Raw genomic sequence first — 17,228 nt, forward strand, 5'->3', positions numbered from 1 at the left:
AAATTACGTTTCTTTTATGGAATAGAGAGGTTTTCAAGTGTAGAATTTGTTATTTTTGTAGGGAGAAATCAACAAAAAACACAGGCTAGTTTAATGGATAATTTAGCCTTAAAATATATATTATAAAGGATAGAAGAATGAAAAAAATTCAAATGGTTGACCTGCAAAGTCAATATGAGACAATTAAAGCTCAAGTTAACGAATCGATCCAAAATATTTTAGAGACTTCCACGTATATCAATGGACCGCATGTACATAGTTTTCAAAAGAATTTAGAAAACTACAATGGAGTAAAACACGTTATTCCATGTGCTAACGGAACAGATGCTTTACAAGTGGCAATGATGGCTCTTGGATTAAAACCAGGGGATGAGGTAATTACTGCAGACTTTACTTTTGCTGCTACTGTGGAGGTGATTGCTCTTTTACAGTTAACTCCTGTACTAGTAGATGTAGATCCAATTACTTTTAACATTGATTTAGATGCAGTTGAAAAAGCAATTACACCTAAAACAAAAGCAATTGTTCCAGTGCATTTATTTGGACAGGCTGCCAATATGGAAGGTCTTATGGCAATCGCTGAAAAACACAACTTATTTGTAATTGAGGATAATGCACAAGGAATTGGTGCAAATTATTGTTTTAGTGATGGTAGTAAAGTAAAAACTGGAGGAATTGGACATGTAAGTGCTACTAGTTTTTTCCCAAGTAAGAATTTAGGTTGTTATGGAGATGGTGGTGCAATTTTTACAAACGATGATGCCTTAGCTCATACAATCCGTGGTATTGTAAACCATGGTATGTACCAAAGATATCACCATGATGTAGTAGGAGTGAATTCAAGACTGGATAGTATCCAAGCTGCTGTTTTGGATGCTAAACTTCCACATTTAGATACTTATAATCACAATAGACGCTCTAGTGCAATGTTGTATAATGCGCTTTTAAAAGATACTAAGGAGCTTATTGTACCGCAAATAGCTAAACAAGAGGATTCCCATGTTTTCCATCAATATGTTTTAAGAGTAGTTAATGGACAAAGAGATGCTTTATTACAACATTTACAAAGTAAAGATATCCCATGTGCTATTTATTACCCAATAGCTCTTCATAAACAAAAGGCGTATTTGGATCCACGTTATAAAGAAAGCGACTTCCCAGTGACCAATGAACTAGTGGAGCAAGTATTGGCTCTTCCAATGCACTCGGAATTAGAGAAAGAACAAATTGAATTTATTTGTACTACAATAAACGATTTTTTTAAAAAATAGATAAGCCCTTTGCTTAACGAAAAAAGACTAGTAATTTACTAGTCTTTTTTGTTTTATAATAGATTGCAATATCTTTAGTTTGCTTTATTTTTAGTAAAATAGTTGATAGAAAAGCTACATATAGCACAGCAAAGTAGGGTTAAGGCTACAAGTGGCATATAACCATCATTCAAACTATTTAAAACTACACTTGTAAAAAAAGTAAAAGCCAATTGTAATGCACCAAATAAAGCTGATGCAGTACCGCTTTGCTCCTTAAAAGGTGCTAAAGCTAAAGTAGTGGCAGTTGGGAAGATCATTCCTAAGGGAAGTATAAATAAAGGTAATGGTACTAATTGTAAATAAATCCACACATCCAAGCTAATGAATAACCAAAGCATAAAGGCTGCTATAATTTGAATAGAAGTTGCAAGGGTTAAAATGGTTGTTGGCGCTAATTTTTTACGTAAGATACTCGAGGTCAAAAAAGATCCACACATAAGTGAAATAGAGTTAACCATAAATACAATAGTAAAAATAGTAGAAGATAATTTTCCATGTTCCATTACCAAAACTGGCGCATTACTTATGTAAAGCATTAAACAACAAAAAGCAATACTACCTATAGAGGTATAGGTAATAAAGGTTCTGCTTTTAAATAAGCTAAGATAAGCGGCTATGATTTTTTTAAAATCTAAGGTAGAACCTAGTTGGGTTTTGTGCTCTTTTAAATTAATCAAAGTCATCCCTATCCCTATTAATGCAAAAAATGCCATAGCTAAAAACACTACTCTCCAAGGGAAAAATCCTATTAAAACATTACCTACAATAGGAGCTAAAATAGGAGCAATTCCACCAACTACTGCTAAAATACTAAAGATCTTCAAGGTTTGTTCCTTATCAAATCTCTTATTAACGATAGCTCTTGCAATTACAACTCCTCCACTACTACCAAAGGCCTGTAAAAAGCGATATAACCACATCATCTCAATACTTTTTACCCATAAACAAGCTAGGGATGAAATAATGAAAATGCTTAAAGAAAGTACAATGGGTGCTTTACTTCCATATTTGTCCGATATAGGCCCCCAGAATAACTGACCAATGGCCAATCCTGCTAAAAAGGTAGATAGAGATATTTGTACTTTACTTAATGAGGTATTTAGATCTACCGCAATTTTTGGGAACGCGGGAAGATACATGTCAATAGCAATTGGACCAAGTGCTGTTAAACTTACTAAAGTAAGGACAAGTATCCATTCCGAATAAGATATTTTTTCCAATGAGGTTTTTTTTAAATATAAAATCCTTGATAGAACTATCAAGGATTTTGTTTTTGTATAGGTTTACTTTTAATTAAGCTGAGTGAGTTTGGGCTTCTTTGTCAATTTTCTTAACTAGTCCAACTAAAACTTTACCTGGTCCAACTTCTGTAAATGAGCTAGCACCATCTTTAATCATTTGCTCTACACACTGCGTCCATTTTACTGGAGCTGTTAATTGAGTGATTAAGTTTTCTTTGATTTGTTGAGGATCAGTTACTCCTTGCGCAGTTACGTTTTGGTAAACAGGACAAATAGGAGTATGGAAAGTTGTAGCTTGAATTGCTTTTTCTAATTCCTCTTTTGCAGGTTGCATCATTGGAGAGTGGAAACCACCACCTACAGGAAGTAGTAAAGCTCTTTTTGCACCAGCTTGTTTTAAAGCTTCACATGCTTTTTCTACTGCTGAGGTTTCTCCTGAGATTACAAGTTGTCCTGGGCAGTTGTAGTTTGCTGCAACCACAACACCATCTATACCATTACAAACTTCTTCTACAATACTATCCTCTAGACCTAATACAGCAGCCATTGTTGAAGGAGTTACTTCACATGCTTTTTGCATAGCTAAAGCTCTTTTAGATACTAATTGTAAAGCATCTTCAAAAGTTAAAGTACCATTTGCAACAAGAGCGGAGAATTCCCCTAAAGAGTGACCAGCTACCATCTCTGGTTTAAAATCCTCTAAAGTAGCAGCTAAGATAACAGAATGTAAAAATACTGCAGGCTGAGTAACTTTGGTTTGTTTTAGCTCCTCTGCGCTACCTTCAAACATAATATCGGTGATTCTAAAGCCTAATATTTCATTGGCTTTGTCAAACATTTGTTTTGCTTTTTCATTAGATTCATATAAATCTTTACCCATTCCGGTAAATTGCGCTCCTTGACCAGGAAAAATATATGCTTTCATATGTATAGGTTTAATTTTGTGGGACAAAAATAAGATATTTTATTTAGTAAAACTATTGTAAAATAAAAGCCACCTTTTATTAAAAAGGTGGCTTTATAAAATTATTTAAAAGTAGATTATTGATAGATGTCTAATCTGTAATCTTCTATTTTAGCATTGTCTTTTAATACTTTCATAATACGCATTTGTGCGTTATTTTGATCTGTACCTTCAATTCTTGTTCTATATGCGTTGTAATTGTTTAACTCAGGAGCTTTGTTCACTTGAGTAGTTTGTATCATATAAACACCGTTTTGCCCATCAATTAATCCAGAGAATCCGTTTAATTCAGTAGCAAAAGCAACTCCAACTACAGTAGCTTCATATCCAATAGATGGAATAAGTGGAGCCTTTAAAGTAAGGTTACTTGCTGATTGTACAGAAGCATTACTGCTACTTGCAACTTGATCAAGAGTAGCACCAGTCATTGTTTTTCTAATGATTTGTGCTTTTTTCTGGTTCATTAAAATTGGCTCAACTATCTTTCTAGCCTCTACCATTGGAAGTAATCCTGAGTTATCTACAGTAGTTACTTTAACAATGATGTGACCTAAAGCAGTATCAAAACGTTTGATTGCATTTTGCTTAGTTGCAGAATTAAATGCCCATGATACTATGTTAGATTGCTCTCCAACTCCAGGTAATTGATCTTGGAATGGGTAGATAATAACATTGCTTTGTGTTGTAAAAGCTTGCTCTTGTGCTAAAGCAATAAAGTCTGTGTTATCTGCAGCTGATTGCTCTAAATTAGTTGCTTGCGCATAGATTTGGTCAGCTGTAGTATCTGAAACTTCGATTTCTCTAATTAAGTTAGCTAATTGAACAGTGTTCACTTTGTCTGTTACTTTCACAATGTGGTAACCAAAAGTAGTTTCGATTAAACCTACTTTTCCAATTGGATTAGAGAAGATATAAGTATCAAATTCAGGAACCATCATTCCTTTTGATATACCTTGGTAAAGACCACCATTTTGTTTAGAACCTGGATCATCTGATTCTAAAGCTGCTAAACCAGCAAATAAAGATGGGTCTTTTTGGATTTGTTGTAATAATTTGTCTGCTTTCTCTTTAGCTTGTTCTTTTGTCAAAGCTGACATAGAAGAAGGAGCACCTTGGTAAGAGATTAAAATATGTGCAGCATCTACTTGATTACCTACTTGTTTATCTACCATTTTAGTGATAAATAAACTATTTCCAATTTCATAAGGACCGTAAACCTCTCCAACATTTAAGTTAAATAATTGGTCTTGGAAACCTTGTGGAAGTTGGCTTTTCGAGTAGTATAAAGTATCGAATTTTTGATCAGAGTTAGTGTTAACAAAAAGAGCTACATCTTTTGTGTTTCTAAATCCAGCAATAGTATCGTTTGTTTTAGTATCTACATTATAAGCAATTGTAGGTTCTAACAATTGTACTAAAGCCTCTTTTACTGCTTCTTTATCTTCTTGTGAAGGTAAGCTTTGAATATAAGCATATTCAATTACTCTTGTTGGCTCAGAATGGAATCTGTTGCTGTGTTGCTTCATGTAAGAAGTGATTTCTTGATCGCTTACACTAGCTTCTTGGTCGTTAACAGAAGAATAAGGAACAGCTACATAATTGAAGCTAACTTTATCATTTTCTAATAAGTAAGCCGTTTTAGCATCTAAATCTGTTGCGTAAATTCCTCCTTCAATTAAAGAGAAATACATTTGTTGAAGTCCAATTTTCTCTAATTGAGCTTCAAAGTTTAACCAAGCATTCCATTGGTCTGGACCTTGTTGTTTCATCATTAAGACGAAAGAATTGAATTTATCCATAGAGAAGTTACCTGCCTCATCTTGGAAGTTTGGATCCCCTGCAATAGATGGATCATTTTTGATTACGTTTATTAATTGATCTGGACCAATTTTTAAACCTAATTTTTCTATTTCTGTAGCTAGTAAAATCTCGTTTACATCGTTATTCCAAACTGCAACAACAGCTTGAGAATTTGTCCACTGGTTGTTGTTTTTGGCTTGCTCAACCTTATAGTTGAACTCCATCGTATTAATGTCTTGTCCATTAACATGCCCGATGTTTCTCGATGCCCCATTTCCTGTACTACTAAGTACTCCTTCTATGACGAATGCTAATAAAGCAACTCCGATTACTGCAATTAACAGTGCGGACCTTTGTCTAATTTTTGATAAAACTGCCATGCTTTTTTGTTATGTGTAATTTTTTTCAGTGAGCGAAAATACAATTATCTTATTAATAATAAAAGACCTAAAGGTAATATTTTAGGCTATTTGTCAAGTTTTAGCTTTAGAAAGTTACCTAAAGCCTTAAAAAAGTATTTTCATCTAATAGGTTAATAAATTAATGTTAGTTGTTTGGGATATTTTTTTGTTAAAAAGTGGTAAGATAAAAAAAATACCACCTTAAAGAGTGGTATTTTATTTTTATTATTTTTTATTGTTTCTATCGTCCATTTTTTTTGCAAATTTACGTCTGAAAAAGAACATAAAGATTGCAACAGCAGCTACAACTAAACTAATCCAGAAGTCCTTTTGACCTGCTTGGATTTTTGTAACAGCATCATAGATAAATAATAGAGCTATGAATAAATAGAAGTAGGGTATAATTCGTAGTGCTTTCATTTTAATTTTGTTTTTTTATACTTTCCGCATAGCTGTTTTGGGCTCTGACGATATCTAAATTACTATTAAAGTCTAGACCTACACCTTGGGTGAAATTCTCTGCATCGGTAGAGGCTTTGTATTTTCCAAGGGTATAAAGCCAATTGTTTTTTTGATCATAGTACAATTGGTCGGCCTCTAATTTTTTACCCTCATGAGTTGTAATTACTACATCTCCTCTTAAATCAATAAGTTCTGTAGTAGAATAAGAAATAGCATAATTGGCCACTACGGTGCTTTTATTGTCTTGTTTGTCAAAAAAAGTAACATGTACTCCCTCAGGAAATTCTGTAAATGGATTAGAAACATTGGAATAATCTAACATTTGCTTTCCTACCAGAATAGCCTTTACTCGGCCAGAATCTACGTACTGTAAATGTATGTCTTGAGCCTCTCCAACTGGAAAGAAGCTAGTTTGATTAAATTGTTGTATTTGCTTTAGGTCATTATCACAGGAAACCCCTAGAACTGCTAAGGCAATCACAGATAAATAGCCAATAAAGCTTTTAATATCTTTTTTCATGTTAAAGATAGGGATTACTCAAACTTTCTACGTTTAAACCAAATATCGTTTAAAGAGAATCCTACAGACATATTAAAGTAATTTTCTCTAAGTAAATCTTTAGATGTTGTTCCTCTTTGCCCGTATTCAAAGCCAATATTAATATTAGTAAGTCCTCTTACAGGAAGACCAAAACCAACCGATACAGCATAGTCTTTAATAGATTGTTCTTTTAATACTAGACCAGTGTTTTCATAACGAAAACCTGCTCTATAGACAACTCTATCCATGTAACTTGTGAAAGAGTTGTATTTTGGAATATAAAAACCTCCTACAGAATATCGTCTAGTATCCTCATAACCTGAGATAGATGTAGTATTCCATGCATTGGCTAATTTGCTGTTTTCAACATAGGTGAACTGCCCAGATACAAACCATTTGAATTTTTTACCAAAACCAGCTCCTATTGCTAGGTTCTGTGGGTTTATAAAAGTGGCTGTTTCATCCACAAGTACTTCTTCTTTTGACGGGTAAGAAGGAGCGAAAACATCATATATTCCTATTTTAGTAGTATTGGTTACATCCCACTTAGTTTGTGGAGCATAGGTGATGTTAGATTGAAAATCATATTTGTTTATTTTTGCTTCATATTGAGCAGAAACTGTATAAGAAAAACCTTTGTAATCTAGGTTTTTATGTTCTAGAGTTTGTGTAGATAATGGAGTACCATCTCCTATATCCTTCATCCAAGTAAAGGTTTTATTGTCTGTTTTTCCAAAGTGGTAACCAGCATCAAAACCTACACTCAAGTTAGAGGTAAGTTCTACACCTGCTCCAATAAATGCACGGTTCACTCCACCATCTCCAGTAAAGCTATTTGCAGTGGTTTGACCTAAAGGATTGGTAGTTTCTTGTCCCATGATTTTATAACCTACATTAGAATAGGGAAGAATACCAAAAACTACACCAGCCTTTTCAGCTATTGGGAAACCTAAAGTAAAATAATCAAAAGATTGTCTTTTTGCTTCATCTTTACTTTGATCGGATTTGAAACGATAATAATGAGCCGTTGCCCCAAGGGATAAAGTCGTATACTTTAATTTGGCAAAAGACGCTGGGTTTTTTAAATTTACATGGATACTATCCGCATAAACACTAGTGCCTCCCATTGCTTTGTATTCATTGGTACCGTTGTAATTAACATTACCTAAACCGTAAAATGAATACGGAGTAGCTGTTCCTTGCTGTGCTATTGCAGCTGTAGCAAAAACTAAGCTAAGACTTACGAGAATTTTTTTTATCATTTTCAATTATGGATTGATATAAAGCATTCAAACTCTCTAATAAAAAGTTTGAATTAGCAAATATTACATTTTTTAATCTTTTTGCCAAAAAAAGTGTATCACCACCTGTTAAAATAATTGTTAAATTAGGATATGACTTTTCATATTGCGCAATAAAACCCTCTATTTCATAGGTAATTGCATTTACAATTCCAGCATGTATACTTTGGCTGGTATCTTGTCCAATATAGTAGGAAGTATCCATGGGATCCAACAAAGGTAGCTTTGCGGTGTAGTGATTTAAAGCATTATAACGCATTTGTAGTCCAGGGGATATAGCTCCACCTAAATAATTGTTATCCTGATCAATGAAATCATAGGTTATACAAGTGCCCGCATCGATTACTAAACGGTTTGTGTTTTGGTATCTAAGGGTAGCTCCTGCAGCTAGAACCATTCTATCTATTCCTAAAGTAGTGGGGGTTGCATATTTATTTGTAAATGGCATCTCACTTTTATGGGTGATTGTAGTCAAATGTACATTTTTTTCTAACCAAAGTACTATTTCATTTTTATTTTGTGCCACACTTGTTAGCACAACTGGAGTCGTGGGGTCGAATTTAGAAAAAAAAGATAAAAATTTTTCAGTGAATTCTCCAGTGGGAAATTGTATTTTTTCCACAAGGCTATTGTTTTCAAATTGAGCTACTTTGGTGGCTGTATTGCCTATGTCTACTGCTAAAATCATGGATGTTTTCTTTGTGAATTCAAAGATAGCAAATGATTTTTTTAAGAAAAAGTTTTGCAAGTATAAAAATCTATTCTATATTTGCAACCGCTTAAGAGAACAAGTTTCTCTGTTTGTAAAAGGCTAAATGGTGCCTTAGCTCAGTTGGTAGAGCAAAGGACTGAAAATCCTTGTGTCCCTGGTTCGATTCCTGGAGGCACCACAAAAAACTTTTACAAATCAAGTAGAAATACTGGTGCCTTAGCTCAGTTGGTAGAGCAAAGGACTGAAAATCCTTGTGTCCCTGGTTCGATTCCTGGAGGCACCACTAAATTTCCACTTTATAAGCACAACAGGTGCCTTAGCTCAGTTGGTAGAGCAAAGGACTGAAAATCCTTGTGTCCCTGGTTCGATTCCTGGAGGCACCACTTGTTGAAAATCCCCGATATTTTCGGGGTTTTTTATTCTTTTAGAATAGAAAATATCTTTTTTAGATACCTTATTTTTTAGGTGCCTTAGCTCAGTTGGTAGAGCAAAGGACTGAAAATCCTTGTGTCCCTGGTTCGATTCCTGGAGGCACCACTAAAAAAACTAAGTGTATAAAAAAAGGGTGCCTTAGCTCAGTTGGTAGAGCAAAGGACTGAAAATCCTTGTGTCCCTGGTTCGATTCCTGGAGGCACCACAAAAGCAAAACTTCAAGAGAAATCTTGGAGTTTTTTTCATTTATACCCATTTTATCTTAGTGGGGTAGAGGTTATAAAAAAAGCCATCTTTAATATAAAGATGGCTTTTTTCTATTTACTTGGTTAAAGTTTCAAATTGTAAAGTAAGTTTTTTTACTTCAAATTCTGCTTCTGTAACCTTTGTTTGTAGTTTTAATAAAACTGCTTTTGTTTTTAACTCTTCAATAGGAGTAGTTTTTCCTAAAGCTTGTCTAGTTTGGAACTTGGTAGTTGCTTTATTGAATTTGTCTTGTGCTTTGTGTAATTTACTAGTTGCTTTATCTAGTTTATTTTGAGCACTGATAATTTCTTTTTGCTTTTTTAATTCTCTCTTATGTTCCTTTTCTTGCTGTTTTTGGGCTTTTAGTTCTGCTTTTAATTTTTGATCTGCAATTTTTTGCTCTTGTTTTAAGCGTTTTGCTTCACTTAAATTATTTTCAAGCTCTAACTTCTCAATCTGAATTTTTGTGTCCAAAGCAGCTTTCTCTTGTGCTAAGTCTTCTACATTTTGAGTTAAAGTAGAGATAACTTTAGGTTCTACTTGTTCTTGTGCATTTAGGGTATTTAATGCTAGAAGTAGGGATGCTGTTAAAAAGAAGTTTCTTTTCATTGTCTGAGTTTTTATGTAATTATTGTTTTATTGTTTGCCATGCAAGGGCAAGAACCAACAATGGAATATTACCATTCATTGATTTTATTTGCATCGAGTTTTAAAAAGATAAAAAGTAATACGGTAAAAGCAATTAAGCTAGAACCTCCATACGAGAAAAAGGGTAGGGGAACCCCAATAGTTGGAAATAATCCAATTAGCATAGATAGATTAAAGGCAAAGTGGATAAATAGAAAACAAATCACACAGTACCCATAAACGCGATTAAATCTTTTCTTTTGTCTTTCCGTTAAATAGATTAGTCGGTAAAACAAACATAGAAATAAAGCGATAACTACCGTAGCTCCAGCAAAGCCCCATTCCTCTCCAACGGTGGTAAAAATGTAGTCGGTATGTTGTTCTGGAACAAAACCTCCTTTGGTTTGGGTTCCTTGTAAAAAACCAGTTCCAGTCCATCCCCCAGAGCCAATAGCAATAATAGATTGGTTTAGGTTATAGCCTTCGGCTTGCATATTTACATCTTCCCCGATTAATACATTGATGCGGTCCTTTTGGTGGGGCTCTAAGACCTTGTCATATACATAGTCTACAGATAGCACAAAGGTAGACATAATAATGGTCAGTGCTATATATATCAAAGGGTTCCTTTGTATGGATTTATTCATATAAAAATGAAGTCCAGTCAAAAGTGCAATCAGCGCTACGATGATTAAAGGTTTAACAAGCAAAGCGCTTATAAAAAGTACAATACAGATAAATCCTGTCCATAAATACCAACTAGGAAGGCCTTCTCTATAAAGTACAAAGATCAACGATACAAAAAGCATTGCACTTCCAGTATCGTGTTTTAAAATAAATAGAGTAGGAATACCAATAATGGTAAGTGCCATGATTTGTTCTTTGACAGTGGCTAAATGGTCTTGATTATCCGAGAGGTATTTAGCTAAGAGCAAAGCAGTGGTAGTTTTTACAAACTCAGAAGGTTGTATACCAAAGCCACCAATAGAATACCAGTTAGTCTGTCCTTTGACGCTCTTTCCAAAAAAGAATAAACCTAAAATGGATAAGAGTCCTATGATGTAGAAGATTAAGGCATATTTTTCATAAAACTTTGCATCTATAGATAGTATCAGTATAATGACAGGGATAGTTGCAAAAATAAACATAAGCTGGCGCCCATAAATTTGATCTAAATCAAAAATAGAGGTAGTTACTGCTGGTAAAGAGGCAGAATAAATATTTACCCATCCAGCAAAAACTAATAAAAAATATATTAGTACCGAGATCCAATCTATATTTCTATGTACGCTTACGCTTCTCATTTTGTCTTTTTTGGTGTATTGCTATATAATTGTAATACTTTGTCGTATTCGCTTTGTAGACTTCCGTTAATCATTCGAGTTTCTAAATCTTTTCTAACTATCTCGCCTAAAAGATATTTTTGTATCATCAAAGAGCTAATCGGACCTGCCCATCTTGAGCCCCAATATCCATTTTCAATGAAAACTGCTACAACAATTTGAGGATCATCCACTGGAGCAAAAGCCACAAATACCGAGTGGTCAGTAAGCTGGTATCTCTTGCCGTTGATTCTGGTAAAGTTTTCAACTGTTCCAGTTTTCCCACCCATTTCTATTTCTGCTACAGCTACACTACGACCTGTACCAGTGTGGAATACTTCATTCATCCCTTTGATTACTACATCAAAGTGCTTTGGATCAATAGTAGTTACATGTTTAGTGGTAAACTTAGGATCAATAGGTTGATGCTCTATATTTTTAATAATATGTGGAGTGTAGTAATATCCTCTGTTAGCTACTGCTGCAAAGGTATTGGCTAACTGCATTGGCGTCATTATAATCTCTCCTTGACCAATAGAGTTAGAGATCGTAGTTGTACTACGCCAACCTCCATTTGGATACCATCTATCGTAATAGTTGGAATCTGGGATATGTCCTTTTCTACCCTCAGGTAAATCATAACCAAGAAATTGCCCTAAACCAAAACTTTGTAAATGCTTATGCCAAGCATCAATACCAACTTTAGGACTTTTGTATTTTTCGATAATCCTTTTATAGGTTTGGCCAAAATAAGTGTTACAACTCTTTGCTGTTGCTTCATAGATGTTCCAGCTACCATAATCGTGACAACCCATCCAAGCACCTTTACCATAGAAGAAACCTCCTTGGCAAGGGAAAGTAGTATGGGTATTGATCACTCCTTCTTGCAAACCTATTAACGCTGTTAATATTTTAAATGGAGATCCAGGGGAGTATTCTCCTGAAAGAACTCGATTATAAAGTGGTTTTGCCAAAGAATCGTTATAAAGAGCTGTATAGTTTTTAGAGCGTTCTCTTCCCACCAATAAGGAAGGGTCATAAGAAGGAGCATTGACAAGGGCTAATATTTCACCTGTTTTAGGTTCTATGGCAACAATACCTCCACGCTTATTTTGCATTAAAAGTTCTCCATAGGCCTGAAGCTGGCTATCGATAGTTAAAGTAATATCGTCCCCTTTTTTAGCCAAAGTGTCGTATATACCATCTTTAAAGGAACCAATTTCTCTGTTAAAACGGTCTCTTTGTATGTATTTAACTCCCTTTTCTCCTCTTAAGATACTTTCGTATTCTTGTTCAATTCCCTGTATTCCTATAAGATCTCCTGGTCGATAGTAGGGATTTTTTTTAATATTATAATCTGTTACCTGACGTATATAACCAAAAATATTTGCCCCTGAAGAAACTTGGTAATCTCTTAGGGATCTCTTTTGGATATAAAACCCATTAAAGTGTCTAATTTTCTCTTGGAAAGCCGCATATTCTGCTTTGCTTAACTGAGGTAAAAAGATCGATGGAAGTCTAGGGCTATATCTTCTAGCCTTATCTAATTTAGTTTTAAAATCCTCTATGGGAACTTGCAGTAAATCACAAAGAGCCAATGTATCAATATTGACCACTTCTCTAGGGATTACCATAATGTCATAAGAAGGCTGGTTGGCAATTAATAAAGTGCCATTTCTATCAAATACATATCCTCTTTCAGGATATTCATAAACTATCTTTAAAGCGTTATTTTCTGATTTTTTAATATAGGTATCGTCTACCACTTGTAAGTAAAAAAGACGACTTAATACTGTTATTGAGATTAGACCAATAACAATGGGTAATAAGTACTTTCTCATTTTCTAACAGGTTTCATTAAGAATAAAATCAAAATACAAGTCAGTAGGGTAGCTACTGTAGTTAGAACTATTCTCAAGCCTAGTTCCAAAAGGAAATCAAAGCGTAAAAATTCTAAAGTAAACAAAACTACATGGTGTACTAAGATACAAATAGCCAAGTAACCAAAAACCTCTAAGGATTTAAATAAATCAGAAGTTACTTTTCTAAATATGTTTAAGTTGTGGTATTCATAGGATATACCAAAGGAAAATTTCAATATAGAAGGTCTTGCAAAAGCAAGAATTAAACTTGCAGCTGCTTGTACACCTCCTGAATTTTCAAAGGTATCAATACATAGACCTAGTAAAAAACTAGAGATATAAAAAAGTGCCTTATTTCCATTTACCGGATATAGAATAATAAATAGGATATAAGGATAAGGATTTATAAAGGTGAATAGGTCTATATTGTTGAAAATAAGAACTTGTGCCAATAATAGACAAGTAAACCTTACGATATTTGATAATACAATACTATTCATTTTTTAATTACTGTGTTCTAGTTCATTAATTTCTTGGATGTCATTATTTTTCAAGATGTAAACATAGCCCAAATTAGTCATGTCATTAAATAGACGTACGGAAATTGTGAAATAATTAGAACTTTCGTTAGTGAAAGCCTTGTCAATTACTCCAATTGGGATGTTTTCAGGAAAAATAGTAGATCTACCTCCAGTAACGATAGTATCTCCTTTATAAATCTCAGCTAATCTAGGTACATCTGTTAAATTGACATAACCTGTGTTTTTGCCATCCCATTGCAAAGTTCCAAAATGATTAGAACCTTTGATTTTGGCGTTTATCTGAGATTTTATATTAAGTATGCTTTGAACAGTAGAGTAATTAGCGGAAGATTTTTCTACAATACCAAGTACTCCCTTACTATTTATAACCCCTAAGTCTTTAGTGATACCTTGGTTTTCACCTCCTTTTATGGTTAAGTAGTTTTCCTTTGTATTAAAGCTATTTTTAATTATTTTGGCTACAATAATGGAGTAGTTTTGGGTCTCACTTGGCCTATATTTCTGGATTTCAAGAGAGTCTAAAACTGATGTAGTATTGTAGACAATAGATTTTAAGTAAGCGTTTTCTAAGACAAGAGCATCATTTTCACTCTTTAAGTGAACGTATTCTTTTAAATCGTTCACATTCTCATATACGTATCCTGTCACATCGTTTGCTGAACTAATAAAAGAACTCTTGTGAAAAGCATGAGTTCTTATTATTAGTGCAAGCGATATGAATAAAAGCAGCAAAAACAGTAGCTTAGTACTGTTTTTTATAAAGAAGTTAATTATCTGCTGCATAGTTGTTTATTTATTTGATAAGTACGCTTTTATACTTGTCAATATTTTTAATTGCTAAGCCAGTACCTCTAACTACTGCGCGAAGAGGATCTTCTGCAATATATACAGGTAAGTCTGTTTTTTGAGAAATTCTCTTATCTAAACCTCTTAATTGAGATCCACCTCCTGCTAAATAGATACCTGTGTTGTAAATATCTGCAGCTAATTCTGGCGGAGTTTGTGATAATGTTTCCATTACTGCGTCCTCAACTCTTTGAATAGATTTGTCTAAAGCTTTAGCAATTTCTCTATAAGATACTGTTACTTGTTTAGGTTTTCCAGTTAATAGGTCACGCCCTTGAACAAGCATATCCTCTGGTGGTGTTTCTAAATCTTCTGTAGCTGCACCAATTTGAATTTTTATTTTCTCAGCAGTACTCTCTCCAACAAATAAGTTGTGTTGTGTACGCATATAATAAATAATATCGTTTGTAAATACATCTCCAGCAATCTTCACTGATTTATCACAAACAATCCCCCCTAAGGCGATTACTGCAATTTCTGTTGTACCACCCCCTATATCTACAATCATATTACCTTTAGGTTGCATGATATCTACTCCGATACCAATAGCAGCACTCATAGGTTCATGTATTAAATAAACCTCTTTACCATTAACGCGTTCACAAGATTCTTTTACCGCACGCATTTCTACCTCTGTAATTCCAGAAGGAATACAAACGATCATACGTAGTGCAGGAGTGAAAAGTTTCTTTCTTAAAGAAGGAATGCTCTTGATAAAGAGGCTTATCATTTTTTCAGATGCGTCGAAATCAGCAATAACTCCGTCTTTTAATGGGCGAATGGTTTTTATATTACCGTGAGTTTTACCTTGCATTAGGCTCGCTTCTTTTCCTACAGCAATAATTTTCCCCGTGGTCCTATCACGAGCTACAATAGATGGGTTATCCACCACCACTTTCCCATCGTGAATGATAAGAGTATTGGCTGTACCTAGGTCAATGGCGATATCCTCGGTCATAAAATCAAAAAATCCCATAAAATTAAAAAGGCTTTTAGAGTTAATATTTTTTACTACGCAAAAGTAATAAATTAATGTTTAAAATGACGTGTTCCAGTAAATACCATTGCCATATTATTTTGGTCACAGTATTGGATGCTTAATTCGTCTTTGATAGATCCACCAGGTTGAATTACACTAGTGATACCAGCATTGTTTGCAATTTCTACACAATCAGGGAAAGGGAAGAATGCATCACTAGCCATAACAGCACCATTTAAATCAAATTCAAAAGAAACTGCTTTTTCAATTGCTTGACGAAGTGCATCTACTCTTGAAGTTTGTCCTGTTCCAGAGGCGCATAATTGTCCGTCTTTTACAAGTACAATAGTATTTGATTTTGTGTGTTTACAAATCTTAGAAGCAAAAATTAAATCATCGATTTCTTTTTCGCTTGCTTGTTTGTTTGTCACTTTTGTTAAGTGTTCTTTACTATCTGTGATATTATCTTTGTCTTGTACTAAAATACCGTTTAAACAAGTTCTAATTTGTTTTGTAGGTAAAACAATATCGTTTAAAACTAAGATAATTCTGTTTTTCTTTTCTTTTAATATTTCTACAGCGTTTGGCTCATAACCTGGTGCAATAACTACTTCACAGAATAATTTATTGATTTCTTCTGCAGTTTCAGCGTCAATGATAGTGTTAGAAATTAAAACTCCACCAAAAGCTGAAGTAGGATCACCTGCTAATGCATCTAAATAAGCTTCTTTGATTGTGTCTCTTTGTGCAACTCCACAAGCGTTATTGTGCTTTAAAATAGCAAAGGTAGGTTTATCACCAGCGAACTCATTCATTAAGTTTACTGCTGCATCTACGTCTAAAAGATTGTTGTAAGATAATTCTTTACCGTTTAGTTTTTCAAATAAAGATTCAAAATCTCCATAGAATTCTCCTTTTTGGTGTGGGTTCTCTCCATAACGTAAAGAAGTACCTTTGTCTATACTAATCTTTAATGTATTACTTTGGTTGTTGTTAAAGTAATTAAAGATTGCAGAGTCATAATGAGAAGAAGTATGGAAAGCTCTAGTTGCTAAGTATTGTCTTTGCTCTAAAGTCGTTGCTCCTTCATTTTGTTGGATCATCTCTAAAAATGTAGCGTACTCTTCTACAGAAGCTACAATGTTAGTGTCTTTGAAGTTTTTAGCTGCTGCTCTAATTAAAGAGATTCCACCTATATCGATTTTTTCGATGATTTCTGCTTGGCTAGCTCCTTGTGCAACTGTTTTTTCAAAAGGGTATAAGTCAACAATAACTAAATCAATTTGAGGAATATCAAATTCCTGCATTTGCTCCACATCACTTGGGTTATCTTGTCTGTTTAAAATTCCACCAAAAATTTTAGGGTGAAGTGTTTTTACACGTCCTCCTAGAATAGAAGGGTAAGAAGTTACATCCTCTACTGGAACTACCTCAATACCTAAATCTTTAATAAAAGCTTCTGTACCTCCTGTTGAATAAATAGTTACATTGTGCTTATGTAATTCTCTAACAATAGGTTCTAATCCGTTTTTATCAAAAACAGAGATAAGTGCTGATTTAATTTTTTTTGCTGTGTTCATGTTGTGTTTTTAATTAGCACACAAAATTAAGTATTGTAAGTGTAATTATGAAGTTTA

At 34.0% G+C, this 17,228-nt stretch carries 15 protein-coding genes and 5 tRNA genes; 6 read left to right on the plus strand and 14 right to left on the minus strand.

Annotated features, from left to right (window positions below; all coding sequences use genetic code 11):
• Positions 1–137: 137 nt before the first annotated feature.
• Positions 138–1,271, plus strand: coding sequence for a DegT/DnrJ/EryC1/StrS family aminotransferase (locus ACYSNM_RS01725; RefSeq protein WP_461755371.1), 1,134 nt, complete (start codon positions 138–140; stop codon positions 1,269–1,271).
• A gap of 74 nt (positions 1,272–1,345) precedes the next feature.
• Here the strand turns inward: ACYSNM_RS01725 and ACYSNM_RS01730 are convergent, their stop codons facing one another.
• The 7 genes from ACYSNM_RS01730 to ACYSNM_RS01760 form a co-directional block, all read right to left on the minus strand.
• A complete protein-coding gene (locus tag ACYSNM_RS01730) occupies positions 1,346–2,533 on the minus strand; it encodes a multidrug effflux MFS transporter (RefSeq protein ID WP_461755372.1) in 1,188 nt (395 codons plus the stop codon).
• 73 nt (positions 2,534–2,606) lie between these two features.
• The gene (gene fabD, locus ACYSNM_RS01735) at positions 2,607–3,479 is read right to left on the minus strand and encodes an ACP S-malonyltransferase (protein WP_461755373.1); all 873 of its coding nucleotides are present in this window, start codon (positions 3,477–3,479) and stop codon (positions 2,607–2,609) included.
• Positions 3,480–3,595: 116 nt separating this feature from the next.
• The gene (locus tag ACYSNM_RS01740; RefSeq protein ID WP_461755374.1) at positions 3,596–5,698 is read right to left on the minus strand and encodes a peptidylprolyl isomerase; all 2,103 of its coding nucleotides are present in this window, start codon (positions 5,696–5,698) and stop codon (positions 3,596–3,598) included.
• A 246-nt stretch (positions 5,699–5,944) separates the two neighbouring features.
• Positions 5,945–6,139: a hypothetical protein gene (locus ACYSNM_RS01745; protein WP_461754578.1), complete on the minus strand. Its 195-nt coding sequence runs from the start codon at positions 6,137–6,139 to the stop codon at positions 5,945–5,947.
• Between the two features lies 1 nt (position 6,140).
• Positions 6,141–6,701, minus strand: a complete 561-nt coding sequence (lptC, locus tag ACYSNM_RS01750; protein ID WP_461755375.1) for an LPS export ABC transporter periplasmic protein LptC — start codon at positions 6,699–6,701, stop codon at positions 6,141–6,143.
• 14 nt (positions 6,702–6,715) lie between these two features.
• Positions 6,716–7,984 (minus strand): hypothetical protein, encoded by a 1,269-nt coding sequence (locus tag ACYSNM_RS01755; protein ID WP_461755376.1) that lies wholly within the window; start codon positions 7,982–7,984, stop codon positions 6,716–6,718.
• On the minus strand, positions 7,956–8,711 hold the full coding sequence (locus ACYSNM_RS01760; RefSeq protein ID WP_461755377.1) for a type III pantothenate kinase: 756 nt from the start codon (positions 8,709–8,711) through the stop codon (positions 7,956–7,958). The genes ACYSNM_RS01755 and ACYSNM_RS01760 overlap by 29 nt, the downstream gene beginning before the upstream one ends.
• A 129-nt stretch (positions 8,712–8,840) precedes the next feature.
• Here ACYSNM_RS01760 and ACYSNM_RS01765 point away from each other — a divergent pair.
• The 5 genes from ACYSNM_RS01765 (at position 8,841) to ACYSNM_RS01785 (ending at position 9,372) form a co-directional block, all read left to right on the plus strand.
• Positions 8,841–8,913, plus strand: a tRNA-Phe gene (locus tag ACYSNM_RS01765).
• Positions 8,914–8,945: 32 nt separating this feature from the next.
• Positions 8,946–9,018: transfer RNA gene (locus ACYSNM_RS01770), tRNA-Phe, on the plus strand.
• Positions 9,019–9,045: 27 nt separating this feature from the next.
• Positions 9,046–9,118 (plus strand) — tRNA-Phe (locus ACYSNM_RS01775).
• 81 nt (positions 9,119–9,199) lie between these two features.
• Positions 9,200–9,272 (plus strand) — tRNA-Phe (locus ACYSNM_RS01780).
• A gap of 27 nt (positions 9,273–9,299) precedes the next feature.
• Positions 9,300–9,372, plus strand: a tRNA-Phe gene (locus ACYSNM_RS01785).
• A 116-nt stretch (positions 9,373–9,488) separates the two neighbouring features.
• Here the strand turns inward: ACYSNM_RS01785 and ACYSNM_RS01790 are convergent.
• From ACYSNM_RS01790 to purH, 7 genes are all read right to left on the minus strand, one after another.
• Positions 9,489–10,022, minus strand: a complete 534-nt coding sequence (locus ACYSNM_RS01790; protein WP_461755378.1) for a hypothetical protein — start codon at positions 10,020–10,022, stop codon at positions 9,489–9,491.
• Between the two features lie 68 nt (positions 10,023–10,090).
• The gene (rodA, locus tag ACYSNM_RS01795; RefSeq protein ID WP_461754573.1) at positions 10,091–11,344 is read right to left on the minus strand and encodes a rod shape-determining protein RodA; all 1,254 of its coding nucleotides are present in this window, start codon (positions 11,342–11,344) and stop codon (positions 10,091–10,093) included.
• A complete protein-coding gene (gene mrdA, locus ACYSNM_RS01800) occupies positions 11,341–13,203 on the minus strand; it encodes a penicillin-binding protein 2 (protein ID WP_461755379.1) in 1,863 nt (620 codons plus the stop codon). The genes rodA and mrdA overlap by 4 nt, the downstream gene beginning before the upstream one ends.
• The gene (locus ACYSNM_RS01805; RefSeq protein ID WP_461755380.1) at positions 13,200–13,724 is read right to left on the minus strand and encodes a rod shape-determining protein MreD; all 525 of its coding nucleotides are present in this window, start codon (positions 13,722–13,724) and stop codon (positions 13,200–13,202) included. Before ACYSNM_RS01805 ends, mrdA begins: the two co-directional genes overlap by 4 nt.
• 3 nt (positions 13,725–13,727) lie before the next feature.
• Positions 13,728–14,549 carry a rod shape-determining protein MreC gene (gene mreC, locus ACYSNM_RS01810; RefSeq protein ID WP_461755381.1) on the minus strand — a complete coding sequence of 274 codons (822 nt, stop codon included), beginning with the start codon at positions 14,547–14,549 and terminating at the stop codon, positions 13,728–13,730.
• Positions 14,550–14,559: 10 nt separating this feature from the next.
• Complete coding sequence (locus tag ACYSNM_RS01815; protein WP_461754569.1) at positions 14,560–15,588, minus strand: rod shape-determining protein; 1,029 nt, start codon at positions 15,586–15,588, stop codon at positions 14,560–14,562.
• A 53-nt stretch (positions 15,589–15,641) separates the two neighbouring features.
• Positions 15,642–17,171 (minus strand): bifunctional phosphoribosylaminoimidazolecarboxamide formyltransferase/IMP cyclohydrolase, encoded by a 1,530-nt coding sequence (gene purH / locus ACYSNM_RS01820; protein ID WP_461755382.1) that lies wholly within the window; start codon positions 17,169–17,171, stop codon positions 15,642–15,644.
• Positions 17,172–17,228 lie beyond the last annotated feature (57 nt).

The sequence above is a fragment of the Myroides sp. LJL116 genome, assembly GCF_054871685.1.

Coding starts and splice junctions, on each gene's coding strand:
- rodA (WP_461754573.1), bottom strand. CDS start 11,344: ATGAGAAGCGTAAGCGTACATAGAAATATAGATTGGATCTCGGTACTA.
- lptC (WP_461755375.1), bottom strand. CDS start 6,701: ATGAAAAAAGATATTAAAAGCTTTATTGGCTATTTATCTGTGATTGCC.
- ACYSNM_RS01725 (WP_461755371.1), top strand. CDS start 138: ATGAAAAAAATTCAAATGGTTGACCTGCAAAGTCAATATGAGACAATT.
- mrdA (WP_461755379.1), bottom strand. CDS start 13,203: ATGAGAAAGTACTTATTACCCATTGTTATTGGTCTAATCTCAATAACA.
- ACYSNM_RS01805 (WP_461755380.1), bottom strand. CDS start 13,724: ATGAATAGTATTGTATTATCAAATATCGTAAGGTTTACTTGTCTATTA.
- ACYSNM_RS01755 (WP_461755376.1), bottom strand. CDS start 7,984: ATGATAAAAAAAATTCTCGTAAGTCTTAGCTTAGTTTTTGCTACAGCT.
- fabD (WP_461755373.1), bottom strand. CDS start 3,479: ATGAAAGCATATATTTTTCCTGGTCAAGGAGCGCAATTTACCGGAATG.
- ACYSNM_RS01815 (WP_461754569.1), bottom strand. CDS start 15,588: ATGGGATTTTTTGATTTTATGACCGAGGATATCGCCATTGACCTAGGT.
- ACYSNM_RS01760 (WP_461755377.1), bottom strand. CDS start 8,711: ATGATTTTAGCAGTAGACATAGGCAATACAGCCACCAAAGTAGCTCAA.
- mreC (WP_461755381.1), bottom strand. CDS start 14,549: ATGCAGCAGATAATTAACTTCTTTATAAAAAACAGTACTAAGCTACTG.
- purH (WP_461755382.1), bottom strand. CDS start 17,171: ATGAACACAGCAAAAAAAATTAAATCAGCACTTATCTCTGTTTTTGAT.
- ACYSNM_RS01790 (WP_461755378.1), bottom strand. CDS start 10,022: ATGAAAAGAAACTTCTTTTTAACAGCATCCCTACTTCTAGCATTAAAT.
- ACYSNM_RS01740 (WP_461755374.1), bottom strand. CDS start 5,698: ATGGCAGTTTTATCAAAAATTAGACAAAGGTCCGCACTGTTAATTGCA.
- ACYSNM_RS01745 (WP_461754578.1), bottom strand. CDS start 6,139: ATGAAAGCACTACGAATTATACCCTACTTCTATTTATTCATAGCTCTA.